Origin of the sequence: Streptomyces sp. NPDC058239, from assembly GCF_042882185.1 — a bacterium.
Lineage (GTDB): Bacteria > Actinomycetota > Actinomycetes > Streptomycetales > Streptomycetaceae > Streptomyces.
This window is the reverse complement of the sequence record NZ_JBHVWS010000029.1, coordinates 86,038-112,139: the sequence shown is the minus strand read 5'-3', so window position 1 is coordinate 112,139 and position 26,102 is coordinate 86,038. Positions and strand designations below refer to the sequence as shown.

Sequence of the window (26,102 nt, the reverse complement as noted above, 5' to 3'; positions counted from 1 at the left end):
CAACGTCCCCAGATCAGTACTCGACCCACGCGACTTCGACGACAGCGTCGAAAGAACCTGCGCCCCCATGTCGAACTTCATCCAGTCCCCCTGCCAAGCCAATCGAATCGTCTAGGGGGCCATGCCTATCAACTCCGCGATCACGGATGCAATCGCAGGGAACTCCTGTGACACACGCGTGACAGCCGGACGGGGTGTGAGGTGCCGGGCCACATCATGGGAGACGATCTCGTTCGGTCCGTCCTCGGGAAAGGTTCTCCATGTCCGATCACGCCTACGGAAACCGCGGTTCTCTGCTCGCGGTGAGCGACCTTCACGTCGGGATGGCGGACAATCGCCCCATCGTCGAGTCCCTGAGGCCGGATTCGGACGAGGACTGGGTCATCGTCGCCGGTGATGTCGCGGAGAAGGCCGAGGACGTGGAGTGGGCGCTGCGGCTGCTCGCGGGCCGGTACGCCCGGGTGATCTGGACCCCCGGGAACCATGAGCTGTGGACGACCAAGCACGACCCGGTCCAACTGCGGGGCCGGGAGCGCTACGAGTATCTGGTCGAGCTGTGCCGGAGCCTCGGGGTGTCCACTCCGGAGGACCCGTATCCGCTGTGGCCCGGCCCCGAAGGGCCGGTGGCCGTCGCGCCCGTGTTCCAGCTGTACGACTACAGCTTCCGGGCGCCGGGCACGACGACCAAGGAGGAGTCCCTGGCGTACGCGCACGAGACGGGGGTGGTGTGCACCGACGAGTTCCTGCTGCACCCCGACCCGTATCCGAGCCGTGACGCCTGGTGCCGTGCGCGAGTTGCGGAGACAGAGCGGCGTCTCGCCGCGCACGATCCGGAGATTCCGCTGGTCATCGCCAGTCACTGGCCCCTGGTCCGCGAGCCGATGGCCGTCCTGACGTATCCCCAGTTCGCCCAGTGGTGCGGCACGGAACTCACTGCCGACTGGCACCGGCGCTTCAATGTGGCGGCCACGGTCTACGGCCATCTGCACATCCCCCGCACGACCTGGTACGACGGGGTGCGCTTCGAGGAGGTCTCCATCGGTTACCCAAGGGAATGGCGCAAGCGGGGCCACCCCAAGGGGCTCCTGAGGAGGATCCTCCCGTACGACGACGGCGTCACCGGGCCGGGTCCGGTCGGCGATGGCCCAGCACGTTGATCACCCGGCCGTTGGGGTCGCGGACGAAGAAGCGGCGTACCCCCCATTCCTCGTCGTGCAACGGGTACACGATCTCCGCGCCGTCCTCCTGCATGGCGGTGTAGGCCGCGTCCACGTCCTCCACCTCCATGCTCATGTCCGGGGTGACCGGGGCGGTTGCGTCTGCCTCCATGATGCTGATCTGGGCCGAGGGACGGGAGGGAGAGGCGAGCGTCATGATCCAGCCGTGGTTCATTACCTCCTGGAGGCCCAGCAAGCCGTAGAACTCCGCGTTCCGTTGCATGGCGGCGGCGGTGGTGGCGTCGGCGTCGGAGTCCGATTCGGCACCGGGGCCGGTGTTGGTCCGAATGTTGGGGACGATCCTGCGGACGGACATCGACAACTCCTGTCTCGGGACTGACGCTGTGCCACCCGGCCCCGTCGCGGATCAGATGACCGGTGGCCGTCCCAGTTTCGTCATCCGCCACACCGTGCGCCACCGCATGGGCTGTCGCCGCCCGCACGGCGTACGGACCCCCTCGGCGAAGCCGCCGGCCCAGGCGCGCAGCCCCGTCGCCGACCGGGTGCGGGCCACGGTCAGGAGGGTCCAGGTGCCCAGGTAGGCCGGGACCAGGGGAAGGGGAAGATTGCGGCGGGCCAGCCAGACCCGGTTGCGGGCCGTCATCCGGTAGTAGACGGAGTGCCTGGCCGGGGAGGTCTTGGGGTGCTGGAGCAGCAGATCGGGCTCGTACAGGATCTTCCAGCCCGCGTCGAGCGCCCGCCAGGACAGGTCCGTCTCCTCGTGCGTGAAGAAGAACTCCGCGGGCCAGGGCCCCGTCTGGGCGAGCATCTTCATGGAGAGTGCGTGGCCGCCGCCCAGGAACGCGGTGACCGGGCCGCGCCGCATCGGGTCGGCGGCGCGCAGGCGCGGGACGTGGCGACGCTGGGTCTCGCCGTGCTCGTCGGCGATCCGGAAACCGACGATGCCGAGCCGTGGGTCGGCGGCGTACAGCTCCTGGACCTTGCGGAACACCCCGCCGTCGACCAGGAGCCCGTCGTCGTCGAGCTCGATGACGACATCCACATCGCCGAACTCCGCCAGCTTGCGCAGGGCGACGTTGCGGCCACCGGGGCAGCCCAGGTTCTCGTCGAGTTCGATCGCCGTCACACCGCCGGACAGGTCGGACAGACCGGGAAACGCGGTGAAGTCCGGGAGCGGTGAGCCGTTGCCCACGACGACGAGCCGGGCCGGCCGGACGTCCTGTCCGGCCACCGAGGCCAGCAGGGCCTCGACCTGCTGCGGGCGATCACCCATGGTGACGACGGATACGGCGATGCGCGGTTGGGACACGGTCGGCACTCCTGGTCTCGCTGCGGTGCCCGCGATCGTAGCCGCAACCTGTCGTCTCCCGATGTTCAGCCACCCGTTGCCGCCGTGCCATGCCCTGTGATTCTTCGTCAGGGTGTGACGCCGGGGGGTTCGTCGCCGGTGGGTGGGGCGGCCCGCCTGCCGATCGACGAGCCGAGGGACGTCCATGAGGTCAGAAGGGCACCGTGACACCCGCCGCAGGACCTTCGGCGAGGTGGCCGAGGCGTACGACGCCGGCCGCTCCGGGCACGCGGAGCCGATGACGGCCGCCGAGGTGCTCGCGTACGCGGGGCTGGGGGACCGTGCGGCTGTGGAGGTCGGTGCGGGCACCGGCAAGGCCGTGGTGCTGTTCGCCGCACTGGGGGTTTCGCCGGTGTGCGTCGAATCCGACACGCGCATGGCCGAGGTGCTGCGACGCCACACCGCCGGATGTACACCGGGTCACCGACGTCTTCCTCGCCCGCGCCCGCTGACCGGGCCCCACCGTCAGCCTGGTGCGCCGGCCTGGCTGGGGACTGATCCGAGGGTGCCGATCAGGCGCTCGCCCCGGTCCTCGGCCATGTCGAGCGTAGCCAGCACGGCAGGGGTCGAGATGCTCGGCAGTACGTAGTGCAGAAGAATTGAAATCCGTCGCCCCAAGTCCTCGCGCTTGCACAGGGCTTGAGACATCACCTGAATGCCGGAGAAGGAACCCGCCAGCATCTCGGCGGTCTCGCGGGGGTCGACGTGCGGCAGGAGTTCGCCCTGGTTCTTCGCGGCGGTCAGCAGATGTTCGAGCCGGTCTATCCAGGCACGGAACGGGGTGCCCCGGTCGAGGCCTTCCACCGCCTGGTCCATGGCCAGCCCGACGCTGGCGCGTACCAGTGGCTCATGCCGGAGCCGGTGGGCGAGCAGCATGCCCTGATCGACCAATTCCTGAAGCTTTGTCAGCTGGGCGGGAAGCGGGTCGCTGTCCAGCTGTACGTCCATCACTCCGAGTGCCAGGTCTTCCTTCGAGGTGAAATGGAAGTAGAGCGCACCCTTTGTCACTCCGGCCCGCGCAAGAATTTCACTGATCGTGGCGCTGCTGTAACCGCGTTCGTCGAAGACGGCGGCGGCCGCCACCAGGATTGACCGTCGAGTCTGGATCGCGCGCGCCTGCTGTGCCATCAGCTACGAGTCTCTCTCAGTCGTGGCGTGGTCAGCGCCACTGGGATAAGGCTGGATAGGAAAACCGGACTGTCAGTATCTTACTGCGAGGGCGGCCCGCCCTCCCGGTATGGATCCTCTGGGAGGAAAATTCATGGTTCAGCTCACCTCGCACAGCGCATCGGTGTCCGTCGAGGACGAAGGTGCCGCCGAATTCACCGAAATCCCCGAAAAGGGCGAGACGGCGTCGAGGGGCAGACATGGGGAGGCGGACTTCCCGAGACACCTGGTCCACCGGTCCGATGCCGAGGATGTCTTTCCCACCGGCTGGACCCCGCAGACCGACACCCAGTTCTCGGTATCGGCTCGTTGGCCGCATACGCACCGCTTCTTCGCCCCCGTGTCGGGCCGTTACCAGGACCCGCTGCTGATCGCGGAGACCATGCGGCAGACGACGATGCTCCTGGGGCATGCGGCGTTCGACGTCCCGGTCGGGGACCAGTTCGTGATGTGGGAGCTCGCGTACGTCTCCGAGCCCGATCGGCTGCTGCTGGGCGATGCGCCCTGGGACATCACGGTGGACGTGTCCTGTTCCCGGATCCGGCGGCGCGGCCGGAGCATCGGCTCCATGCATGTCGAGCTGCTCCTGCACCGGCTCGGCACCGTCCTCGCCAGAGGCGGAGGACGTATCAGCTGCACCTCGGCCAAGGTGTACGACAGGCTGCGGGGCGACCGGCAGGACGTGATCGGCGCCCCGATACCCCTCCTGCCCTCCGTCGCACCGGCCGAGGTGGGCAGGACCGATGAACGCGATGTGGTGCTGTCACCGGGGCCGCAGCGGAACGTCTGGCAGCTGCGGCTCGACACCGCACATCCGACATTGTTCGCCCGGCCCAACGACCATGTGCCGGGCATTCTGCTGCTGGAGGCGGCCCGTCAGGCGGCCGTCGCCGTCACCCCCGGCCATGACTTCCTCCCGGCATCGGTGAAGACCGACTTCCTCCGGTACGTGGAACTCGACCGTCCCTGCTGGATCGAGGCCCGGCCCGTCCCGGCCGGCGGACGCAACACGTCCGGGGTGCACGTCTCGGCGATCCAGGACGGCGAGCCGGTCTTCACCTGCACCCTCGGCTCCCCGAGCCGCCTGCACAGCACAGCGGGGAATCAGGGGAGCCGGCCGGACGACCGGCAGAATGACCCGTCATGACACTGCGCATACTCATCACCGGCGCGACCGGCTTCATCGGCAGCCATGTGGTGGCCGCGGCCCGGGCCACCCCCGGTGTCCGGCTGCGGCTGATGACCCACCGGACAGCCCTCACCGCATCGGCAACGGCAGGCGCCGGGCCCGGCATCGAGACGGTGTACGGAGACCTCGCCGACCCCGCAACGCTGCGCGGCAGCTGTGAGGGCATCGACGCGGTGATCCACTGCGCCTCATGGATCGGCGGCGACGAACCGACCGCCCGGTCCATAAATGATCAAGGAACCCGTGCCCTGGCCGAAGAGGCGGCCCGCTGCGGAGTCACCCGGATCGTCCACCTGAGCACGGCATCCGTCTACGGCCGGGGCCCGTTCACCCGGCTGCGGCCCGGACAGGCGGAGCCGGCCCCGGCCTCGGTCACCAGCCTGACCCGCGCCGCCGCAGAACAGCACGTCCTGGCGGCCGGCGGCGTCGTCGTGCGCCCCCACATCGTGTACGGGGCCGGGGACCGATGGGCCGTGCCCGGCCTGGTCGCGCTCGTCCGGCAGCTCTCGGCCGGACTGGCCGGGTGCGAGGCACGGCACTCGATGATCGACGTACAGACGCTGGGGCGGGCGCTGCTGGGTGCGGCGCTGTCCCCGAAGGAGCCGGCCGGGGTCTACCACGTCAACCACCCGGAACCGGTGAGCTGTTCGCAGCTGCTGTCCACGGTCGTCGACGAGCTGCGGCTGCCCTGGGGAGCCACCGGCATCGATGTGGACACGGCCCGCGAGCGGCTCGCCGACGTCCCGTACGCACTGCACCACCTCGGCATGCTCGCCGTGGACCACTGGTTCACCGACGAGCGGGTCGGCCAGGACTTCGACTGGGAGCCGGGCGAAGGGTTCGCGACCGCGTTCGCCCGGCACGCGCCGTGGTACCGCCGGCACCTCGGCGGCTGACGGCGCCGCGGCGCCCTCTCGTCAGGCCTCGATCCGGGTACCCGTACCGCTCACCCGCACCCGCGCGTCACCTGCCCGCAGTTCGACCGTGAGCGTGCCGGGGCGGCCCATGTCCTCGCCCTGGTGAAGGGTGAGGACGGCGGTGTCCGGGACGAGGCCCAGGGCGCGCACATAGGCGCCGAAGGCGGCCGCCGCCGCGCCCGTGGCGGGGTCCTCCACCACACCGCCGACCGGGAACGGGTCGCGGACGTGGAAGACGTCCGGCGCGGCCCGCCATACCAGCTGCAGGGTCGTCAGGTCCAGCCGGTGCATCAGGGCTTCGAGGCGCGCGAAGTCGTAACCGAGGTCGGCAAGCCGCTCACGGGTCGCGGCGGCCAGCACCAGGTGGCGGGCGCCCGCGAAGGCGATCCGGGGCGGCAGGGCGGGGTCGAGATCGGCGGCCGGCCAGTCCAGGGCGGCGAGCGCCTCCGTCAGATCGTCCGGGGTGATGTCCGTGACGTCCGGTTCGACGCTGGTGAGCGTGGCGCGGAGTTCGCCGCCCTCCTGGGTGACGGTGACCGGGACCGTGCCCGCACGGGTGCTGAACACCAGATCGCCGGGGCCGTCGCGCTCGGCGAGTGCGAGGGCCGTCGCCACGGTGGCGTGGCCGCAGAACGGGACTTCGGCCTTCGGGCTGAAGTAGCGGATCGTGTATCCCCGGGCGGCCGACGGCCCATCGTCGCCCGGCTCGTCCCGACCGGTCAGAAAGGCCGATTCGCTGTAACCCAGCTCCGCCGCGACGGCGAGCATCGCCGCATCGTCGAGACCGGTCGCATCAAGGACGACACCTGCCGGATTGCCGCCCTCCGGGTCGGCGGAGAAGGCGGTGTAGCGCAGGATCTCGGTATCTGAGTTCTGGTTCATGTCGCAGGCCAACCCTGCCGCGACCCGGGGCATTCCCGCTCCGGCAGGCCGGATGGTGCCCCGAGCCGCGGTTGCCCGGCTCAGTGGCAGTTCTTGGTGCCCTTGCTCGACTTCGTCCAGGAGCAGGAGTCCTGGAGCTTGCCGTTCGGCTTGATCAGCCGGGCCTTGTCACCGGTGTTGTTCCAGACGTACGAACCGCGGTTCCAGTAGACGTGGCCCGAGGCGTTCCTGCCCTTGCCCGTGTGGACCTTGACGGTCTTGCCCGCGCCGATGGTGTAGCTGCCGAAGGTGTACGTGTACCCGGTGTTGTCCTTCAGCCTGTAGCCCTTGAGCTGAAGCTTGGACTTGCCGTTGTTGTGGATGTCCACCCACTCGGCGTTGAGGGACGTGTTGGTGCGGGTGTCCTTGCCGGGGCTGTCGTACTGGATCTTGCCGAGGTGCAGCCCGCCCTGGTGCGAGGCGGCCGAGGCCGGGGCGGTGACGATCAGCGAACCGGCCAGGGCGGTGGCGGCGGCCAGGGCGAGCGGCGCGGTGGTGCGTATGTGCATGCTGTGATCCCTGTGTGGAGTTCCGGTGAAGAACTGTGATCATAAGGGCAGCGCACACCGACCCGAAGGGTAGGTGTGTCTTCCGGTCGGGGTGTGGTCATTCGGGTGGCAATCGCCCACGCCGGGCGGCCGGTTCGGGCGGTCCCGTCAGCCGCGGCCCACGTACGGCATCGCCGTCGCCAGGACCGTCGCGAACTGCATGTTCGCCTCCAGGGGCAGCTCCGCCATATGGAGCACCGTCCGGGCCACGTCCGCCGCCGCCATCACCGACTCCACCGCCAGTTCACCATTGGCCTGAAGGGTGCCGGTCTGCATCCGCTCCGTCATGTCCGTGGCGGCGTTGCCGATGTCGATCTGCCCGCAGGCGATCCGGTATGGACGGCCGTCCAGGGACAGTGATTTCGTCAGGCCCGTCATGGCGTGCTTGGTCGCGGTGTAGGCGACCGAATGCGGGCGTGGTGCGTGGGCGGAGACCGAGCCGTTGTTGATGATCCGGCCGCCCTGCGGATCCTGCGCCTTCATCAGCCGGTACGCCGCCTGCGCGCAGAGGAACGCGCCCGTCACATTCACGTCCACCACCGAGCGCCAGTCCTGAACGGACAGGTCCTCGACCGGGACGGAACGCGGGCCGAACGTACCCGCGTTGTTGAAGAGCAGATCGAGTCGTCCGAAGCACTCCCGTGCCGAGGAGAAGAGCGCGTCCACGTCCTCGGGGCGTGACACATCGGCGGGGACGGTGATCACCCGGGCGTTCTCCCCGGCCAGCGCGGCGGTCTCGGCGAGGGGTTCCGGGCGCCGGCCCGCGAGCGCCACCGACCAGCCGGCGCCGGCCAGGGCGAGAGCCACCGCGCGGCCGATTCCGGATCCCGCGCCCGTCACGACCGCCGTCTTCGGGCCGGAGTTCAACAGTTTGTTGCTCATGGCGCCGCAGCGTACGCCTTCCCGTTCCGCGGGTCGTGTGGGGCCACACGGGGTCAAGACGGCGTATGCGGCGGCGGGTTCACGTCTCGGAGGGCCGGTATTGATGATCATGGCCTCCGTCGCTTATGCGCACTTTGTCGTGGGCATCCATTCCCGTCGTACTCCTCATCCGCGCGACGCCCGAGCGACGCGAACACGACAGCCGCTCGATGCGCCGGCCCGGTGCACTTGCCGAGTACACCACCAGCCAGGGGAGGGACAGATGACGCACTCATCGCACCAGCAGGAGATGCGCGACGCCGCCAGGCATGTCGGACGCCGCCGCTTCCTCACCGCCACCGGCGCAGCTGCCGCGCTGGCCTTCTCGGTCAATCTGCCGGCCGCGGGCACCGCGAGCGCCGCCGAGCTGGACGGCCGGAGGATCGGCGAGGACCCGTTCACCCTCGGCGTCGCCTCGGGCGACCCGCAGCCCGGCTCGGTCCTGCTGTGGACGAGACTCGCACCCAGCCCGTACGAGACCGGCAGCGGACTTCCCCAGTCCCGTGTTGAGGTGAGCTGGGAACTCGCCCACGACGAGCGCTTCTCCCGCATCGTCCAGCGAGGGTCGGTCACCGCCCACCCGGAGTTCAACCACAGCGTCCACGTAGAGGTCAGGGGTCTCGAAGCGGACCACGTCTTCTACTACCGCTTCCGCACCGGTACGTGGATCAGCCCCGCCGGCCGGACCCGCACCGCGCCCGCCCCCGACGCACGCAACAGCGCGCTGAGCCTGGCCGCGGTCTCCTGCCAGGCCTACCACGACGGTTACTTCACCGCGTACAAGCACCTCGCCCAGGAGGACGTCGATGTCGTCTTCCACCTCGGCGACTACCTCTACGAGTACGCCGTCAACGCGACCGGCGGAGCCCGTAACCACACCGACCGCAAGCTCCCCGCCCATTTCAACCGGGAGACGGTCACGCTGGAGGACTACCGGCTGCGGTACGGCCTCTACAAGTCCGACCCCGATCTGCGCGCCGCTCATGCCGCGCACCCCTTCGTCGTCACCTGGGACGACCACGAGACCGAGAACAACTACGCGGGCGACATCCCCGAGAACGGCGTACCGCCGGAGGAATTCCTGCTGCGGCGCGCCGCCGCCTACCGCGCGTACTGGGAGAATCAGCCGCTGCGCACCCCGCAGCGGCCGACCGGCCCGGACATGAAGCTCTACCGGCGCCTGCAGTTCGGAAGCCTTGCCCAGTTCGACATCCTCGACACCCGTCAGTACCGCAGCGACCAGGCCTACGGCGACGGCTGGCACAAGCCCGGACCGGAGTCCGAGGACCCCTCGCGCACCCTGACCGGCGCCACCCAGGAACGCTGGCTGCTCGACGGATGGCACGCCTCACGGGCCACCTGGAACGTCGTACCGCAGCAGGTCACCTTTGCTCAGCGGCGCGATGTCCCCACCGACGCCTATCTGCTCTCCATGGACGCGTGGGACGGCTACCCCGCCTCCCGGGACCGGATTCTGAAGGGGGCCGGGGCCGCCGGGATCGACAACCTGATGGTGCTGACCGGCGATGTGCACGTCGGCTACGGCTTCGACCTGAAGAAGGACTTCGACGACCCGTCGTCCCGCACCGTCGGCACGGAGATCGTCGCCACATCCATCACGAGCGGCAAGGACGGTACGGACAAGCCGGCCGGCTGGGACAACCAGATGCGGGCCAACCCGCACATGAAGTTCTTCAACGGCCGCCGCGGATACGCGGTCATCACGCTGGGCCGGAAGCAGGCGCGCGCCGACTACCGCACGGTGCCGGCCGTCACCACGCCCGGTGCGCCCGTGACGACGGCCGGATCGTTCGTCACGGAGGTGGGGAACCAGGGCCTCACGCCCGCGTAGGACCGACCGGCAAAAAAAGGGGGTGGGAGAAGGAGCGGGGCAGGGTGCGGGCCCGGCCCCGCGACGCCGCCCTCCATCTGCCAGTCCGTCCGGGGCCCTTCGGGGACGGGCCCCGGTCAGACGAGGCCGTCGGCCGGGTAGCGGACGCCGATGCGGTCACGTACCGCGTCGAGCGTCCGCATCACGGCAAGGGAACCGTCCAGCGGCACCAGCGGCGACTCCGTCTCGCCCGCCCGCAGCGCCCGCGCAACCTCGGCCTGCTCGAACTGCATCCCGCGCAGCCCCTCGCCCGCCGCCCCCGCGGTGAACTCCTCCGGCTCGTGCCCCTCGCGGTGCAGCACGAACCGTTCCGGGTAGAAGAAGCCGCGCGGGAAGTCGATCCGCCCCTTCGTGCCCGTGACCGAGGCGGTCAGCGGCGTGTCCGCGACGATCGAACAGTTCAGCAGTGCCGAGGCGTTCGCCTCCGACCAGCCCAGCAGCATCGCGGTGTGCAGATCGACGCCCTCGGGGGAGAGCAGTGCGTCGGCCTGCACCCGGTCCGGCTCGCCCAGCAGCAGATGCGCGAACGACACCGGATAGACCCCGAGGTCCAGCAGCGCGCCGCCGCCCAGCGACGGGTCGCGCAGCCGGTGTTCGGGGCCGAAAGGACCCGCGAGCCCGAAGTCGGCCTGCACGGTACGGATATCGCCGATGGCGCCGTCCCGCACCAGCTCCGTCATGCGCCGGATGACCGGGTTGCAGTACGTCCACATGGCCTCCATCAGGAAGAGGCCGCGGTCCCGGGCGAGCTTCACCAGCTCGTCCGCCTCCCGCGCGTTGAGCGTGAACGCCTTCTCGCACAGCACGTGCTTTCCGGCCTCCAGACAGAGCGCGGCCGCCTCCCGGTGCGCCGAGTGCGGTGTCGCGACGTACACCACATCGACCTCGTCGTCGGCGGCGAGATCGGCCCAGCTGCCGTACGCCCGGGGTATCCCGAACCGCTGCGCGAACGCCTTCGCCGCGGCGTCCGTACGGGATGCGACGGCCACCACCTCCGCGTCCGGCATCGACCGCAGGTCCTCGGTGAACGTCGCGGCAATACCGCCGGTCGCCAGCACGCCCCAACGCACAGCCCTGCTCTTGCCTGTCATGCCTGCTCCCCAAAAAGGTCTCGACCAGTCCGGCTGAGCTGAGAGCATAGAGGCGGATTCAACGACATGGAGATGAGAATGCCGGAGAGCGGCGCAAGCCGGGCCCAGCAGGAACGTACACACATATCGACCACCCAGGCCGTGGCCGCGGAGTCCGCGGCCACCGGCACACCTCCCGGAAATCCCGCCGCCACCGACGCGGCCCGGCGCACCGGACTTCTCGTCACCCTGGTCCTCGGCGGCCTCACCGCACTGCCGCCGCTCTCCATGGACATGTACCTCCCGGCCCTGCCCGCGGTCACCGAGTCCCTGCACGCCCCCGCCGCGACCGTGCAGCTCACCCTCACCGCCTGCCTCACCGGCATGGCGCTCGGTCAGGTCGTCGTCGGACCGATGAGCGACCGGTGGGGGAGGCGCAGGCCACTGCTCCTCGGCATGATCATCTATGTCGTCGCCACCGCGATCTGCGTCTTCGCCCCCACCACGGAACTCCTCATCGGCTTCCGCCTCCTGCAGGGCCTGGCCGGCGCGGCGGGGATCGTCATCGCCCGTGCCGTGGTGCGCGACATGTACGACGGCGTGGAGATGGCCAGGTTCTTCTCCACCCTGATGCTGATCTCCGGCGTCGCACCGATCGTCGCACCGTTGATCGGCGGACAGGTGCTGCGGTTCACCGACTGGCGGGGGATCTTCGCCGTCCTCACCGTCGTCGGCGTGGTGCTCACTCTGGTCGTCTGGAAGTGGCTGTACGAGACCCTGCCGCCGCACGAACGGCACACCGGCGGCATCGGCGACGCGCTGCGCACCATGCGCGGGCTGCTCGCCGACCGGGTCTTCACCGGATACATGATCGCGGGCAGCCTCGCCTTCGCCGCCCTCTTCTCGTACGTGAGCGCCTCGCCGTTCGTCGTGCAGGAGATCTACGGGGCCTCGCCGCAGACGTTCAGCCTGCTCTTCGGCATCAACTCGGTCGGCCTGATCGTCGTGGGCCAGATCAACGGCAAGGTGCTGGTCGGCCGGATCAGCCTGGACAAGGCGCTCGCCTTCGGGCTCTCGGTCATCGTGCTGGCCGCGGCCGCGCTGCTGCTGATGACGTCCGGGGTCTTCGGGCACGTGGGCCTGGTCCCGGTCGCGGCCGGGCTCTTCGTGCTGATGTCGGCGATGGGGCTCGCGATGCCCAACACCAACGCGCAGGCCCTGATGCGTACGAAGCACGCCGCCGGGTCCGCCTCCGCACTGCTCGGTACGTCGTCGTTCCTGATAGGCGCCATCGCCTCGCCGCTCGTCGGGATCGCGGGCGAGGGGACGGCCGTTCCGATGGCTGTCGTGCAGTTGGTGTGCGCGGTGGGTGCGATGGCCTGCTTCCTGGGGCTGTGCCGGCCCTGGCAGCGGGCTTCGTAGCGGGGGCCGGGTTCAGCCCCAGGTCTTGCCACTGATCAGGTCCGGTCCGAGGTGGCGGGAGACGACGGAGACGATCGCCGGTACCGCGCCTTCTCCCGACGCGTGCTTGAAGGTGTGGACCACGCAGGTCTGCACCGGGTGCATCGGCCCGCCGGGCCATCCGCCGTCGTCGGCGTACAAGGGCCGGTGCTGGGGGCGCGCCAGGGCGAAGCAGACGAGCATCGTGCGGTGGTCCTCGTACCGGAAGTAGTCGGTGATCCTCCGGTTGCCGAAGTCCATGCGGTCGAAAGCGACGGCGATGTCCTCGCTGCCGTACGGGGCCGCCCGGAGGGCCGGCAGTACATCGAGGACCGCGTCGCCGGCGGCGAGCAGCCGGGCCTCTTCGTGGGAGTCGCCCCAGGGCGGCGGGTCGTCGTCCCGCATGCCTTCCGGGTACTCCTCGGAACGCAGCACCGTGCCGACGGGAGGCCGGTCCCAGCGTGCCTGCCCGCTGACGCTTCCCCAGTTGAGGCAGGCGTTGGCACAGAGTTTCCCCGCGACGAGTGCCCACGGCGTCCGGACCAGACGCTCACGCGCCAGCTCGACCACGAAGCGACCGAAGGCCTCGGGCGGCAGCAGAGTCGGCTTCGTGGGCGCTATGAAGGCGTCGGTCCAGATTCCCATGCCCTGTTGTAACAGCGGGGTCCGGTGCGGAGCGAGCGGGTTTCCGCGGGCCCGGTCGGAGCGAGTGGTACGCCTAGTTCTCGCTCGGGTAGCCGATCAGATGCGGGCGGTCCTTCTCGTCCGTCCAGCGGAACAGGCCGACGCCGTCCGACGTCACCGCGCCCGGAACCCGCTGATTCGAGGGCAGGGCGCCCGTCGTGCCGCTCCTGATCGCCACCGCGACGGGGGTGCCGCCGCCGGCCAGCACGTCGGCCGCGTTGCGTGCGTTCGCCGCGCCGTACGCGATGCCCTCGTCGTTCACGGACGCGAGCGTCAGCGGCTTCGTGCCGTCGGTCCCCTCGAAGCAGAACCCCCGCTTCGTCAACAGGTCGAAGGCGAGCGGCCCGGCCACCAGGAAGTTGCCCGAGGGGGCGGCGACCAGCTGCGGGTACTGGCCCGGCTTGATTGCAGGCTTGCTGCACTCCACCGAGGCGAGGGGCTTGCCCGTCTCCATGTCCTGCACCGTCCACAGGTCATGGGTGGCGGCGCGCTTCGCCCCCTTCGCGAGCTGCCACTTCGCCAGCAGCAGGCCCGGGATCACCGATGTCGGGATTCCGCTGAGCCGGTCGGTGCCCTTGGGGGCGACATTGCGGCTGAACCAGCCGCCCTGCACCCAGAATTCCTTGGCCCCGCTGACCAGCAGACCCTTCTTCGTCAGCCCGCGCACCTCGGTGAGCTGCTTGCAGGTCTTGCAGCCCTTCGGGTACTTGAGCGCGGGGGCGGTGATCTCCGACACCCGGCCGGTCACCGGGTCGACCACCGCGCTGTTCGTCCGGCCGTCGCTGATGAGGATGCCGGGGCCGGTGGCGGTGACCGTCGGCACGGAGCCCCACGGCACCTCGATGCGCCGCCGGGAGCCGTCCTCCACGTCGTAGACATCCAGCGAGACGATCGTGTCGGCAGGAGTCAGCGCGTTCTCACCGACCTTCCCGTACGCCCACGTCACGAAGTACTCGTGGTCGTCCACGGTGACCGGGAGGAGCCTCGGGAAGTGCTGCGGGGACGGGGGCCGCCAGCTCTCCCCGTGCCAGCCGGCCTCCCCGGTCTCCGAGTCGATGGTCCGCAGCTGGTACTTGGTGTCCGAGACCCGCACGAGATAGGCGAGGCTGCCCGTCGTCCGGGAGAGCGCGTAGTCGGGCGAGGTGCCGATGAGCTCCCAGCCGCGCTCGGTGGCGAACACGGAGGGAACGGTGAGCTGTGTCACCGGGGCCGCGCTCGCCTTGACCTGCTTCTTCGGCTTGTCGGAGCTCTTCTCGCCGCTGCCGCAGGTGGCCAGCAGAAGAAGCATGGCAAGCACGAGCACTCCGCCGACCAGAACCAGGCGCACGATCTTCTGTCTCATGGTTTCCCTCGATGGGCGATCCCGACCTCGCGCCGGTCAGCGTAGCAACTTGCGCAGGTGTCGCGGCAGTTCGCATGCACTGCTGTTCGCTGCGGGTGCCTGGTCGGAAGCGAGTCGGCCGCCTTTGCCTACAATTCGTCGGTGAACGCCACCATCCCCACCGCGGAAGCCCTGCGCGCGGCGCTGGCCGGACTGCTCGACGGGCTGCCGCCCAAGCAGGCCGCCCAGGCCGTCGACCGGCTCATCGCCAACTACCGCGGGACCACCCCCACGGACGCCCCGGTGCTACGCGACCGTTCCGACGTCGCCGCGTACGCCGCGTACCGGATGCCCGCGACCTTCGAAGCCGTACGGTCCGCGCTCGCCGCATTCCAGGAGGCCGCCCCGGACTGGGTGCCCGCCACGCACACCGACATCGGCGGCGGCACCGGAGCGGCGAGCTGGGCCGTGGCGGGGGCCTGGGAGGGGCCGAGGACGACCGTCCTGGACTGGGCCGAGCCCGCACTCGCCCTCGGCCGGGAGCTGGCCGCGATCTCCGGCATCCCCGCTCTGCGCACTGCCGAGTGGCGCCGGGCCCGGATCGGCACCGGCCTCGAACTCGCCCCCACGGACCTGATCACCGTCTCCTACGTACTCAAGGAGCTGACGGCGGACGCCCGCGCCGGCCTCGTCGACACCGCGGCGGCCGCCGCACAGGCGGTCCTGGTCGTCGAGCCGGGCACCCCCGACGGCTACGCCCGGATCATCGAGGCCCGCGACCGGCTGATCGCCGCCGGGCTGAAGGTCGCCGCGCCCTGCCCGCACGACGACGCCTGCCCCATCGAGCCGGGCACGGACTGGTGCCACTTCTCGGCCCGGGTCAGCCGCTCCTCGCTGCACCGGCAGGTCAAGGGCGGCTCGCTGCCGTACGAGGACGAGAAGTTCAGCTATGTCGTGGCGACCCGCTTCCGGACGGAACCCGTCCGCGCGCGGGTCACTCGCAAGCCGCAGATCCGCAAGGGGCAGGTGCTGCTGGATCTGTGCACCCGTGACGAGGCCCTGCAGCGCTCCACGGTCACCAAGCGGCACGGCGAGCTGTACCGGGCCGCCCGGGACATCGCGTGGGGCGACGAGTGGCCGCCGCACGACGCGGGTGAGTCCGGTGCCTGAGAGCGGCTGACGCCCCCGGCTGCCGGACCCCCGGCTACCCGCGCAGCTCCTGCGTGCAGCACTTCACGCTGCCGCCGCCCTTCAGCAGCTCGCCCAGATCCATCGGCACCGGCTCGAAGCCGCGTGCCCGCAACGGATCGAAGAGCCCCGTGGCGGCCTGCGGCAGCAGCACGTGGAGCCCGTCGCTCACCGCGTTCAGGCCGAGCGCCGCCGCATCCGCCTCCTCGGCGATCAGTGCGTCGGGGAAGAGCCGCGCCAGCACCGACCGGCTGCCCGGCGAGAAGGCGCCCGGGTAGTACATGATCTCGTCGCCCGCGTCGTCGAGCACGGACAGAGCCGTGTCCAGGTGGTAGTAGCGCGGGTCGACCAGATCGAGCCCGACCACCGGGCGCCCGAAGAACTCCTGCGCCTCGTCGTGCGAGAGGGGACTGGACCGGAAGCCCCGCCCGGCCAGGATGTACGAGGCGGTGACCGCGAAGTCGCCCTCGCCCTCGTTGACGTGGGCCGGTTCATGGATCTCGGTGAAGCCGTTGTCCCGGAACCACTCGCGATGGGCCCCGGCCTCCTCGTACCGCTCCTGGTACGCGAACCGGGCGCCGAGCACCCGGCCGTCGATGACGGTGGCGCCGTTGGCGGCGAAGACCATGTCGGGCAGCTCGGGGCGGGGGGTGAGCAGCTCCACGGTGTGTCCGAGGGCGCGGTAGCGGTCGCGCAGGTCCTCCCACTGGGTCTGGGCCAGGGGGAGATCCACGGGCTTGCTGGGGTCCATCCATGGGTTGATGGAGTACGTCACCCTGAAGTGGGCCGGGGCGCACATCAGGTAACGGCGGGGTGTGGCTTCACGAGGCAAAGAAGGCTCCTCACGAAAAGCAGGGGTCACCTGCCGGGGGACTTCGCACGGGTGTGTGCGTGAGCCCATGGTCCGCTCTCCGGAGCCTGCGCGCAGTGATCCGATCGGGTGATTTCGCACGGTGATGAGACGACACGTATCGACTCGTGCCGCTGCTAGATTTGCCGCATGCTAGAGAACCGGCCACCTGACTCCAGTCGCCGCAGCGAGCGCTCGCGCCGTGCGATCTACGACGCGGCGCTCGGCCTGGTCGGTGAGGTGGGCTACCCGAGGACCACCGTCGAGGCCATCGCCGCGCGGGCCGGCGTCGGGAAGCAGACGATCTACCGGTGGTGGCCCTCCAAGGCGGCCGTCCTACTGGAGGCCTTCGTCGCTCTCGGTGACCGGGCCGCCGAGGGGAACGGCGCGGGTGACGTGCAGGGGCTCCCGGACACCGGTGATCTCGCGGCCGACCTCAAAGTCGTTCTGCGGGCCACTGTCGACGAGCTGACCGACCCCGCCTTCGAGGCGCCGACCAGGGCGCTGGCCGCCGAGGGGATCGTCGACCCGCAGCTCGGCGCCGAATTCGTCCAGAAGCTGCTCGATCCTTCACTCCGGCTGTACGTCGCACGGCTGCGCGCCGCCCAGGAGGCGGGTCAGGTGCGCGCCGACATCGTCCCGCGGATCGCCCTGGAACTTCTCGTGGGCCCGCTCACCCACCGTTGGCTGCTGCGCACCCTCCCGCTCACCCATGAGTACGCGGACGCGATCGTCGACTACACCTTGCGCGGGCTGGCACACCCCTGAGACGCACCCGTCATTTCATGACAAGAAGCGGCATAGTGCCCAGTTCATGGCGTCGCCACCCGTACCCCGCTTCGGGACTCTGGCCACCCGAGGCGCAGGATGGTGGGACCATGGGCAGGGGCAACGCTGAGGTAAGGGGATAGATGGGCGCCGATTTCGGCCGTTATCGCGGCTCAGAGAGCAAATTTTCCCAATGGCTCCGCCGCCGACCCAAACCGCAGCAGAGCGAGGCCGACGACACCGCCCGGGAGGCGCTGCTCCTGGCTGTCGCCGAAGCCGGAATGCCGATCGCGCCCGCCGCCCATCCGGTCGGCTACCGATGTTCGTGCGAACGCATCGGCTGTCCCACCCCCGCCCGGCACCCCATCTCCTTCGCCTGGCAGACGCAGTCCACCACCGACCGCGCCCAGATCGAGCGCTGGGCCCGCAGCCAGACGCAGGCCAACTTCATCACTGCGACCGGCATGATCCACGACGTTCTCGACGTGCCGCTGTCCGCGGGCAGCCAGGCACTGGAACGGCTTCTCGCCGCAGGCATCGAGGTCGGCCCCGTCGCCAGGTCCGGCGACGACCGGATGCTCTTCTTCACCGCCACCCGCGGTACGCCCGAGGACGAGGACGAGTGGTGGCCGTGCGAGCTGGACTGCCACCCCGAGACCATGGACGAGCATCCGGGACTGCGGTGGCACTGCCGCGGCAGCTATGTACTCCTGCCGCCGGCCAGACTGCCCGGTGAGCTGGATGTGCAGTGGGTGCGGGGGCCGGAGAACCCGCTGCCCGATCCGCTGACGCTGCTGGAGACGCTCACCGATTCGTGTGCTCAGTACGCGGACGCGGCGGACCAGAGCGATCTGGACCACGACTCGGTGGCGTGGCCGCTGAGCCGTTAGCGCAGTGGCCGGGGTCGTCCGGCGGCCGCTTTGTCCTGAAACGCCGGACGGGCTCGACGACATCCTCAATCGCCGGACGGGCTTGATCCTGCCCCGGTTACGACCCCTTCGCCGCCGTCAGGCCCGGCAGCCGGTTCAGCATGACCACCTTGTCGTCCCCGGCGCCCTTCTTCGGAACGAACACCAGCTGGCTGGAGACCCGCTCCTTGGTGAGGGTGGACTTCACCTCACCGGTCAGCAGCGCCTCCACATCCGCGTTGAGCGGCGGACGCAGACCCTTTGCCGCGGTCTGCCGTTCGAAGTGCTTGCTGCTGAAGAAGACCAGCGCCCCGCCGTCGTCCGTCTTCAGGCCGAGCGGGGCGAACGTACCGCTGTCCAGCGGCTGGTCGATGTACTGGTACGAGAAGCCCGCCCGACGGGTGGTGCGGCGCGCTTCCCGCCAGCCCGAAGTGGTGGTGCCGGGAGCGAAGACGTCCGGGGTGCCCTTCTGCAGGTACTCCGTGTACTGGCTGCCCAAGTCCTCCGGTGACACGGCCAGTTCGGCGCTGTCCGAGGCCACCGGCTCGACCAGGCCGTCGCCGTCCTTCGTGAAGCCCGGCAGCTGGGACGGCGTGACGACCGACAGATAGGAGGCCTTCCACCCCGCGTCCGGACCGGACTTGACGAAGACGAGCAGCCAGCGGGTGTCCAGCTTCCCGCTGTCCTCGTCGCGGTTGGAGTCGGTGTCCGCGAGGAACCACCGCGGCCAGCCGGCCTTCTTCGGGACGAGGTACCTGGCGTCGGTCAGCTCCAACGGCGTGTGGTTCGCGTTGCCGTCCGGATTGTTCTTCTGCCGTGCCTTCAGCCCGGCCTGATTGATCGCGCCGAGCGGGCCCGTGACCCGGTCCGCGTCCAGAGCCGGGTCGTAGGCCTTGTCCGCCGCGTTGTACGCGGTGGTGAAGGCCTTCAGGGCCTGTGCGGCCTCAGACCTGGTTGCTGTCGGCACCACTTCCAGCTCGCCGTGCACCGTCACGCACCCGCTCGCCGTCATGGACAGCACCGTCGCCGTCGCGAGCCCCGTCGCCAGCCGAATCGGCCTCAGGCTTCTCATCCGTTGCTTTCTGCGCCTTCTGATCCGTCGCCCCCACTGACCGTCCGAACCCTACCGGGGCGAGGAACAGCGCGAGAGTGGGGATCAGATACAGCGCCCACACCGTGATCTGAAGAACGGTCGGGTCGGGCTGGAAGTTGAACGTGCCCTTCAGCAGCGTGCCGTACCAGCTGTCCGGCGGAATCGTGGCGCTGATGTCGAACGCCCGGTTGTGGATACCGCCCAGGAACTCGGCTTCCTGCAGGTCATGGACGCCGTACGCGAGCACGCCCGCGGCGACGACCACCAGCATGCCGCCGGTCCAGGTGAAGAACTTCGCCAGATTGATCCTCAGCGCACCGCGGTAGAACAGCCAGCCCAGTACGACGGCGGCCGCGATGCCGAGGAAGGCGCCGATCATCGGGTGCCAGCCGTCGTCCGCCGCATGCACCGCACGCCACACGAACAGCGAGGTCTCCAGGCCCTCCCGGCCCACCGCGAGGAGCGCCGTGGCGACCAGCGCGCCGGTGCCCATCGCGAGTGCCGCGTCGAGCTTGCCGTGCAGCTCCGTCTTCAGATGCCGCGCGGTGCGCCGCATCCAGAAGACCATCCAGGTGACCAGACCGACCGAGACGATCGACAGCGAACCGCCGAGCGCCTCCTGGGCCTTGAACGTCATCTCCTGCGAACCGAATTCGAGGCCGGCACCGAACGCCAGGCTGACGACGACCGCGATACCGACACCGATCCAGATCGGCACCAGTTTGTTCTTGTTGCCGGTCTTCACCAGATAGGCGATGAGGATGCAGACGACCAGACTGGCCTCAAGGCCTTCGCGCAGGCCGATCAGGAAGTTGCTGAACACGTTTCGGTTCTCCTTTTCTGCTTCGAGTCCCCAAGAGGCACCGGCAATCGGGGGGCGGCGCCCCCCGATTGCCGCTCCCTCTACGAGAACAGCGCCCGGCCCCACCAGTCGTCCTTGTCACGGACGCCCGGCGGGACGGCGAAGTGCGCCGAACCCACGTGCTGGATGTACTCGTTGAGTGCGTCGTGCGCCGCGAGGCGGCGCTGCAGCGGAATGAATGCCTTGCGGACATCGCGCTGATAGGCGAGGAAGAACAGCCCGGCGTCGAGCCGGCCCAGGCCGTCCGTACCGTCGGTGAAGGAGTAGCCGCGGCGCAGGATCGTCGCACCGTCGTTGCTGTCCGGGTGGGCGAGCCGCACATGCGCGGTCGGCAGCATCGCCTTCAGGAACGGCTCGTCGCGCTCCTTCGCCTTGCCGACCGGGGCGCCCTCGCCCTTGTCCCGGCCGAAGACGTCCTCCTGCTCCTGGAGCCCGGTCCGGTCCCAGGTCTCGATGTGCATGCGGATGCGCCGGGCCACCAGGTACGAACCCCCGGTCATCCAGCCCGCTTTGTCCTTCTCGCCCACCCACACATGCTTGTCGAGGGCCGCGGTGTCGGTACCGGAGATGTTCCGGGTGCCGTCCTTGAAGCCCATCATGTTGCGTGGGGTCTGGGCGTCGGGCGTCGTCGACGACGTCTTGCCGAAGCCCAGCTGGGACCAGCGGATCGCGGTGCGGCCCATGCCGATCCTGGCGAGGTTGCGGATGGCGTGCACCGCGACCTGCGGGTCGTCCGCACACGCCTGGACGCAGAGATCGCCGCCGCTGCGGGCCGTGTCGAGATTGTCACCGGGGAACTTCGGCAGATCGACGAGCGCCTCGGGACGCTTGTCCTCCAGGCCGAACCGGCCCTTGGCGAAGAGCGAGGGGCCGAAGCCGATGGTGAGCGTGAGCCGGGACGGCTTGAGCCCCAGCGCCTCGCCCGTGTCGTCCGGCGGGGCCTCCGCGAGACCGCCGTAGGCACCGTCGCCGACCGCGTGACCGGCCGTCATCCGCTCGGCCGCCCGCGTCCACTCCTTGAGCAGTGCGATCAGCTCGGCACGGTCCTTCGTCGTCACGTCGAACGCGGCGAAGTGCAGCCTGTCCTGTACGGCGGTGGCGATACCGGCCTGGTGCGGACCGTGGAACGGCACGGCCGCACCGCTGTCCGCGGCCGGCACGGCGTCGCTCTCCGTATGCACCGCGGCGACCGCGCCACCGGCCGCGACCGCGCCCAGTGCAAGACCGGCGCCGCCCCAGCCGAGCAGTGCCCGGCGGGACGGGGCACGGCCATCGGTCTCGGCGGCCGTTGCCACGGCGGCGTTCTGCGTTTTCTCCGACATCCCGAAGCCTCCCCGCTCGGTTACTTCGTCACCGCGGCGGCGAGCTTGGACAGCGGCTCGGCCAGCGCGTTGACGGCGTCCGAAAGCTCCTTGCGGTCCGCCTTGCCGACCTTCTCGTACGAGGTGAACTCGTAGGAGGTCTTGTCCTTGCGGTACTTGTCCAGCAGCGTGTTCAGCGCCGCGAACTGCTTGTCCAGGGACGCCGTCAGCGCCGGGTCGTTCTTCGACGCGATCGGCTTCAGCAGCTCGTAGGACTTCTCCGCGCCCTCGACGTTGCCCTTGAAGTCGATCAGGTCGGTGTGGCTGTAGCGCTCTTCCTCGCCGGTGACCTTGCCGGTCGCGACCTCGTCGAGGAGTTCCTTGGCGCCGTTGGCCATGGAGGTCGGGGTGATCTCCGCCGTGCCGACCCGCTTCTGCCAGTCGAGCAGGTCCTTGTAGAGGACCGGTGCGAGGGCCTTCTCCTCGGCGCCCAGCTTCTTGTCCTGCCACAGCGCCTTCTCCAGGCGGTGCCAGCCCGTCCACTTCTGGCCGCCCTCCAGGCCGTCCTCGCGGATGTCGACCTTCGGGTCGATGTCGCCGAAGGACTCGGCGACCGGCTCGGTGCGCTCCCAGCCGAGACGGGAGTCGGCGTAGACCTTCTTGGCGGCCTCGATGTCACCGGCGGCGACGGCGTCCGTGAAGGCCTTGGCCTTCGGCAGCGTCTCGTCGGCCTGGGCCTGGACGTACGTGCGGTAGGCGGCGACGGCCTTGTCCATCTCGGGGCTGCGCTTGGCCGCGTTGGCGCCGGTGACCTCGATCTTCTGCCGGATGCCGTTGCCCTTCATACCGGGCTTGCAGGCGATCTCGTACGAACCGGCCTTGATCTCGGCCGTGATGTTGGCCTTGGTGCCGGGGCCGATGTTCTCGCGCTCGGCGACGATGCGGTCGTCCGGGAACAGGACGTAGACCTCGGTGACCTTCGAGCCCTTGTTCTGCACGGCCAGTTCGATGTGGCCGGCCGGCAGCTTCTTCTTCGAGACCTCGCAGGAGTCGTCCTTCGCGACGACCTGTACGGCGCCGTCGCCCTTGCCGTCGCTCTTCTCGGCACAGCCCGTGACAGCGGTCAGGGCGGCCACGGTTGCGGCGGCGGTGACGACGGAGGAACGAACGGCTCGCATGCGGGCTCCACAAGAAGGAAGAAGGAGAAGAAGGAGAAGATCGGACAAAGACAGGTGAGGCGGACCTAACTTAACCGAGGCTTACCTGACCGATACCCCCTTGTGCAGTGATTCAGCTCTCATCCGCGTGATGCGGGAACAGGGGGATCACGGGCGGCCCATGGGCAGACCGTGGAATGGTCAAGCAATGGTCAAGCGGATCTTGTCGGTACGACGAGGGGCGCCCCGGTCCGCGGATGCGGGAACACCTCGACCGGCTGCCGGTAGACCTCGCCGAGCAGCTCGCCCGTGAACACCTCGGCGGGCGGGCCCGCCACCGCGATCCGCCCGTCGTGCAGCACGGCGGCCCGGTCCGCGTACGCCGCGGCCAGCCCCAGATCGTGCAGCACGACGACCACCGCGTCACCGGCGGCGGCCCGCTCCCGGCAGATCCGCAGCACCAGTTCCTGGTGGCGCAGATCGAGCGCGGCGGTCGGCTCGTCCAGCAGCAGCAGCGGGGCGCGCTGCGCCAGCACCCTGGCCAGCGCGACCCGGGCCCGTTCGCCGCCGGACAGCGCGGAGAAGGGGCGGCCGGCGAACTCGGTCACCTCGGTGGCCGTCATCGCCGCGACGACCGCCGGATCGTCCTCGTCCGCCCGCTCCGTCCCGGCCCACGGCGCCCGCCCCATCCGTACGACGTCCTCCACCGGGAACGGGAACGACAGCGCGGCGGACTGCGGCAGCACCGCGCGGCGCAGGGCCAGTTCGGGGGCCGACCAGTCGGTGACCGGGCGTCCGTCGATCCGTATCTCACCGCTCTCGACGGGCAGATCGGCGGCCAGCGCCGCCAACAGGGTCGATTTCCCGGCCCCGTTGGGCCCGACGAGCGCCAGCACCTCGCCCGCGTACGCGGTCAGTTCGATGGAGTCGAGTACCGGCCGCTGCCCCAGCCGCACCCGCAGCCCGCGCGCCTCGACGACGGGGGAGCCGGGGGAGACGGGAGCGGGCAGCTGCCGGCCCCGTACCCGGAACGGGTTCGTCAAGGCCCTCATGCCCAACCACCTTGCTTGCGACGGGTTCTGCGCAGCAGCCAGAAGAAGAACGGGCTGCCGAAGAGCGCGGTCAGCACGCCGAGCGGCAGCTCGGCGGGATCGGCGACGGTACGGGCCGCGAGATCGCCCGCCACCAGCACCAGGGCGCCGCCGAGCGCGCTGCCGGGGACGAGGAAGCGGTGCCCGGGACCGTTCGTCATCCGCAGCAGATGCGGAACCAGCAGCCCCACGAACGAGATGATCCCGGCGACCGCCACCGCGGCCGCGGTCAACAGCGCCACGACGAGGACGAGCGTGATCCGGAGCCGCTCGACATCGACCCCCAGATGCCGGGCGGGCCGCTCGCCCAGCGCGAGGAGGTCCAGCTTCCGGGCGTAGAACGGCGCGACGAGCAGCCCGAGCACCGCACAAGGCAGCACGGCGAGCACCTTGGGCCAGGTCGCCTGGGCCAGCGAACCCAGCTGCCAGAAGGTGATCTGCGAGATCTGCGCGTTGTCGGCGAAGAAGATGAACAGCCCGATCAGAGCACCCGCGAAGGCATTGACCGCGATCCCGGTGAGGATCAGCGTCACGACCTCGGTCCGCCCGCCCGACCGCGACAGCGCGTACACCAGCAGTACGGTCGCGAGCCCGGCGGCGAACGCGCAGGCGGCGATGGTCCAGTTGCCGAAGAAATTCAGCCCGAGCGCGATCGAGGCGACCGCGCCCACCGCCGCACCGGAGGAGATCCCGATCACCCCGGGCTCGGCGAGCGGATTGCCGAACACGCCCTGCATCAGGGCGCCCGCGCAGCCCAGCGACGCCCCGACGAGCAGGGCGAGGACGACCCTCGGCAGCCGTACGTTCCACAGCACGCTCTCAGCGACCCGGTCCAGCGCGGCTCCACCGAGACCGAGCCGGTGCTGGACGGAGCCGAGGACGTCGCCGAGCGGGATGCTGTACGCGCCGAGCCCGGCGGAGAGCAGAGCGCACACCACGAGAGCGGCGAGCAGCCCTGCGGTCAGGGCGAAGGGGGCGGAGCGCCGGGGCTTCGGTGCCGTCGGCGGCTGAGGCTCCGGCTTCATGGGAGTGCCCGGCCGGGTGCGTTCCTCGTACGAGGTGGTCACTTGCCCGCCCCGTCCTTCGGGTAGAGCTGCGCGATGAGTTCGCTCAGCACCCGGTCCGTGCGCGGCCCGTAGTTCAGCAGCACGCCGTCGTCGATGGAGACGATCCGCCGGTCCATCCCGGCCGGGGTCTCGGCGACGCCCGGGATCTTCACCAGACCGTCGACGCCGCCCACCGATTCGAGTCCCTTGCCCATCACCAGGATGGCGTCGGGGGCGGCCTTGGCGAGGGCCTCGCCGGTAATGGCGGTGAAGTCCTTCTTCAGCCCGGACGCCTTGCCCGCGTCGACGGCCCCCGCCGCTTCGAGGAGCGAACTCGCACCGGACTCCTGGCCGCCCAGCAGATATACGGAGGCCGAGCCGCGCAGATAGAGGAAGGCGACCCGAGGCTTCTTCTGCCCGTCCGCCGGGGCGGGCACGGACTTCTGTACGGCGTCGATACGCGACTGGGTGCGCGACTTCAGTTCGGTGCCCGATTCCGGCACTCCCAGGGCCGCCGCCACGGTGTCGATCCGGCGGCCGACGTCGGCGAGCTCCTTGGCCGGTTCGACGACGACGAGCGGAATGCCGGCATCCCGGATCTGGCCGATGGCCTCGGCGGGGCCGGTCGTGGTGTCCGCGAGGACGACGGTCGGCCTCAGCGACAGCACGCTCTCCGCCGAGACGTCATGGGCGCGGGTCACCACCGGGAGTTTCACCGCCTGTTCGAAGGTGGCGGTGATGTCACGGGCCACGACCTGCTTGCCGAGGCCGAGGGTGAAGACGATCTCGCTCAGGCCGCCGGTCAGCGGGACGATCCGGTCCGTCGAGGCGACGGTGGCCTCGGCGCCGTCCGCCGACTCCACCGTGACCGGCAGCTGCGGCTTCGGAGCGGTGGCCAGGGGCTCGACGCGGTCGGCCGCGGCGCTCCTGGAACCGGCGGCGGGAGCCCCCGTATCCGCATCGCCGCCGCAGCCCGTCAGAACGAGGGCCAGGGCGACGACGGCCGTCAGCGCACCCAGCGGTCCACGGGTCCTGACCGGCCCGCGCCCTGGCCGCCGGGCACCCGGGCCCGACGGGGCGAAGTCCTGCGAGAAGCGCACTGGGGCACCGTCCTGTCGTTCTGCGGTGAGCAGTTGGCAATGTTTTGCGAGCAATGCGATGGAAGGGGGTACCACCACAAGATCTACATAACTTAGGTTAGCCTTACCTGACTTTCTAGACCTCGGAGGGGTCCTCATGCTGC

Annotated in this window: 26 protein-coding genes; 8 read left to right on the top strand and 18 right to left on the bottom strand. The window is 69.9% G+C overall.

The window, feature by feature from the left end:
* Positions 1–260 precede the first annotated feature (260 nt).
* Positions 261–1,157 (top strand): metallophosphoesterase family protein, encoded by an 897-nt coding sequence (locus tag ACFVYE_RS27700; RefSeq protein WP_383973750.1) that lies wholly within the window; start codon positions 261–263, stop codon positions 1,155–1,157.
* On the opposite strand, the gene ACFVYE_RS27695 is transcribed toward ACFVYE_RS27700, so the two are convergent.
* From ACFVYE_RS27695 to ACFVYE_RS27680, 4 genes are all read right to left on the bottom strand, one after another.
* The gene (locus ACFVYE_RS27695; RefSeq protein ID WP_389607557.1) at positions 1,117–1,440 is read right to left on the bottom strand and encodes a VOC family protein; all 324 of its coding nucleotides are present in this window, start codon (positions 1,438–1,440) and stop codon (positions 1,117–1,119) included. The two genes, ACFVYE_RS27700 and ACFVYE_RS27695, sit on opposite strands and share 41 nt — an antisense overlap.
* 144 nt (positions 1,441–1,584) lie before the next feature.
* Complete coding sequence (locus ACFVYE_RS27690) at positions 1,585–2,487, bottom strand: glycosyltransferase family 2 protein (RefSeq protein WP_383973748.1); 903 nt, start codon at positions 2,485–2,487, stop codon at positions 1,585–1,587.
* A 190-nt stretch (positions 2,488–2,677) separates the two neighbouring features.
* The gene (locus tag ACFVYE_RS27685; RefSeq protein ID WP_389607554.1) at positions 2,678–2,950 is read right to left on the bottom strand and encodes a hypothetical protein; all 273 of its coding nucleotides are present in this window, start codon (positions 2,948–2,950) and stop codon (positions 2,678–2,680) included.
* Between the two features lie 41 nt (positions 2,951–2,991).
* Positions 2,992–3,654 (bottom strand): ScbR family autoregulator-binding transcription factor, encoded by a 663-nt coding sequence (locus ACFVYE_RS27680; protein WP_383973744.1) that lies wholly within the window; start codon positions 3,652–3,654, stop codon positions 2,992–2,994.
* Between the two features lie 133 nt (positions 3,655–3,787).
* Here ACFVYE_RS27680 and ACFVYE_RS27675 point away from each other — a divergent pair, with 133 nt between their 5' ends.
* Positions 3,788–4,840, top strand: a complete 1,053-nt coding sequence (locus ACFVYE_RS27675) for a ScbA/BarX family gamma-butyrolactone biosynthesis protein (RefSeq protein WP_383973742.1) — start codon at positions 3,788–3,790, stop codon at positions 4,838–4,840.
* Positions 4,837–5,778 (top strand): NAD-dependent epimerase/dehydratase family protein, encoded by a 942-nt coding sequence (locus ACFVYE_RS27670; protein ID WP_389607553.1) that lies wholly within the window; start codon positions 4,837–4,839, stop codon positions 5,776–5,778. The genes ACFVYE_RS27675 and ACFVYE_RS27670 overlap by 4 nt, the downstream gene beginning before the upstream one ends.
* A gap of 21 nt (positions 5,779–5,799) precedes the next feature.
* Here ACFVYE_RS27670 and ACFVYE_RS27665 read toward each other — a convergent pair whose 3' ends face one another.
* The 3 genes from ACFVYE_RS27665 to ACFVYE_RS27655 form a co-directional block, all read right to left on the bottom strand.
* Positions 5,800–6,681: a PhzF family phenazine biosynthesis protein gene (locus tag ACFVYE_RS27665; RefSeq protein WP_383973738.1), complete on the bottom strand. Its 882-nt coding sequence runs from the start codon at positions 6,679–6,681 to the stop codon at positions 5,800–5,802.
* 80 nt (positions 6,682–6,761) lie between these two features.
* The gene (locus ACFVYE_RS27660; RefSeq protein WP_383973736.1) at positions 6,762–7,229 is read right to left on the bottom strand and encodes a lamin tail domain-containing protein; all 468 of its coding nucleotides are present in this window, start codon (positions 7,227–7,229) and stop codon (positions 6,762–6,764) included.
* Positions 7,230–7,376: 147 nt separating this feature from the next.
* Positions 7,377–8,150, bottom strand: coding sequence for an SDR family oxidoreductase (locus ACFVYE_RS27655; RefSeq protein ID WP_389607552.1), 774 nt, complete (start codon positions 8,148–8,150; stop codon positions 7,377–7,379).
* A 262-nt stretch (positions 8,151–8,412) separates the two neighbouring features.
* Here ACFVYE_RS27655 and ACFVYE_RS27650 point away from each other — a divergent pair, with 262 nt between their 5' ends.
* Entirely contained in the window at positions 8,413–10,041 is a 1,629-nt protein-coding gene (locus tag ACFVYE_RS27650; RefSeq protein ID WP_389607551.1) for an alkaline phosphatase D family protein, read from the top strand.
* A gap of 116 nt (positions 10,042–10,157) precedes the next feature.
* Here ACFVYE_RS27650 and ACFVYE_RS27645 read toward each other — a convergent pair whose 3' ends face one another.
* Positions 10,158–11,171 (bottom strand): Gfo/Idh/MocA family protein, encoded by a 1,014-nt coding sequence (locus ACFVYE_RS27645; protein ID WP_389607550.1) that lies wholly within the window; start codon positions 11,169–11,171, stop codon positions 10,158–10,160.
* A 78-nt stretch (positions 11,172–11,249) separates the two neighbouring features.
* Between ACFVYE_RS27645 and ACFVYE_RS27640 the strand changes: the two genes are divergently transcribed.
* Positions 11,250–12,572: a multidrug effflux MFS transporter gene (locus ACFVYE_RS27640; protein WP_383973730.1), complete on the top strand. Its 1,323-nt coding sequence runs from the start codon at positions 11,250–11,252 to the stop codon at positions 12,570–12,572.
* Between the two features lie 12 nt (positions 12,573–12,584).
* Here the strand turns inward: ACFVYE_RS27640 and ACFVYE_RS27635 are convergent, their stop codons facing one another.
* The gene (locus tag ACFVYE_RS27635; protein WP_389607549.1) at positions 12,585–13,235 is read right to left on the bottom strand and encodes a hypothetical protein; all 651 of its coding nucleotides are present in this window, start codon (positions 13,233–13,235) and stop codon (positions 12,585–12,587) included.
* Between the two features lie 73 nt (positions 13,236–13,308).
* Complete coding sequence (locus tag ACFVYE_RS27630) at positions 13,309–14,616, bottom strand: hypothetical protein (protein WP_383973726.1); 1,308 nt, start codon at positions 14,614–14,616, stop codon at positions 13,309–13,311.
* Between the two features lie 141 nt (positions 14,617–14,757).
* Between ACFVYE_RS27630 and ACFVYE_RS27625 the strand changes: the two genes are divergently transcribed.
* Positions 14,758–15,765 carry a small ribosomal subunit Rsm22 family protein gene (locus tag ACFVYE_RS27625; RefSeq protein ID WP_389607548.1) on the top strand — a complete coding sequence of 336 codons (1,008 nt, stop codon included), beginning with the start codon at positions 14,758–14,760 and terminating at the stop codon, positions 15,763–15,765.
* 34 nt (positions 15,766–15,799) lie between these two features.
* Here ACFVYE_RS27625 and ddaH read toward each other — a convergent pair whose 3' ends face one another.
* Positions 15,800–16,615 (bottom strand): dimethylargininase, encoded by an 816-nt coding sequence (ddaH, locus tag ACFVYE_RS27620; RefSeq protein WP_383973721.1) that lies wholly within the window; start codon positions 16,613–16,615, stop codon positions 15,800–15,802.
* 168 nt (positions 16,616–16,783) lie between these two features.
* On the opposite strand from ddaH, the gene ACFVYE_RS27615 reads away from it, so the two are divergent.
* On the top strand, positions 16,784–17,401 hold the full coding sequence (locus ACFVYE_RS27615) for a TetR/AcrR family transcriptional regulator (RefSeq protein ID WP_389607547.1): 618 nt from the start codon (positions 16,784–16,786) through the stop codon (positions 17,399–17,401).
* 143 nt (positions 17,402–17,544) lie between these two features.
* Positions 17,545–18,291, top strand: coding sequence for a bifunctional DNA primase/polymerase (locus ACFVYE_RS27610; protein ID WP_383973717.1), 747 nt, complete (start codon positions 17,545–17,547; stop codon positions 18,289–18,291).
* 97 nt (positions 18,292–18,388) lie between these two features.
* Here ACFVYE_RS27610 and ACFVYE_RS27605 read toward each other — a convergent pair whose 3' ends face one another.
* The 7 genes from ACFVYE_RS27605 to ACFVYE_RS27575 form a co-directional block, all read right to left on the bottom strand.
* Positions 18,389–19,321, bottom strand: a complete 933-nt coding sequence (locus tag ACFVYE_RS27605) for a hypothetical protein (protein WP_383973715.1) — start codon at positions 19,319–19,321, stop codon at positions 18,389–18,391.
* A complete protein-coding gene (gene efeU, locus ACFVYE_RS27600) occupies positions 19,254–20,225 on the bottom strand; it encodes an iron uptake transporter permease EfeU (protein WP_383973713.1) in 972 nt (323 codons plus the stop codon). The genes ACFVYE_RS27605 and efeU overlap by 68 nt, the downstream gene beginning before the upstream one ends.
* An 80-nt stretch (positions 20,226–20,305) precedes the next feature.
* Positions 20,306–21,586, bottom strand: a complete 1,281-nt coding sequence (efeB, locus tag ACFVYE_RS27595; protein WP_389607546.1) for an iron uptake transporter deferrochelatase/peroxidase subunit — start codon at positions 21,584–21,586, stop codon at positions 20,306–20,308.
* A 20-nt stretch (positions 21,587–21,606) separates the two neighbouring features.
* Positions 21,607–22,743 (bottom strand): iron uptake system protein EfeO, encoded by a 1,137-nt coding sequence (gene efeO / locus ACFVYE_RS27590; RefSeq protein WP_383978849.1) that lies wholly within the window; start codon positions 22,741–22,743, stop codon positions 21,607–21,609.
* A 191-nt stretch (positions 22,744–22,934) separates the two neighbouring features.
* Entirely contained in the window at positions 22,935–23,774 is an 840-nt protein-coding gene (locus ACFVYE_RS27585; protein WP_383978852.1) for a heme ABC transporter ATP-binding protein, read from the bottom strand.
* Complete coding sequence (locus tag ACFVYE_RS27580) at positions 23,771–24,838, bottom strand: FecCD family ABC transporter permease (RefSeq protein WP_389607556.1); 1,068 nt, start codon at positions 24,836–24,838, stop codon at positions 23,771–23,773. The genes ACFVYE_RS27585 and ACFVYE_RS27580 overlap by 4 nt, the downstream gene beginning before the upstream one ends.
* A 38-nt stretch (positions 24,839–24,876) precedes the next feature.
* On the bottom strand, positions 24,877–25,959 hold the full coding sequence (locus ACFVYE_RS27575; RefSeq protein WP_383978855.1) for a hemin ABC transporter substrate-binding protein: 1,083 nt from the start codon (positions 25,957–25,959) through the stop codon (positions 24,877–24,879).
* Between the last annotated feature and the right edge of the window lie 143 nt (positions 25,960–26,102).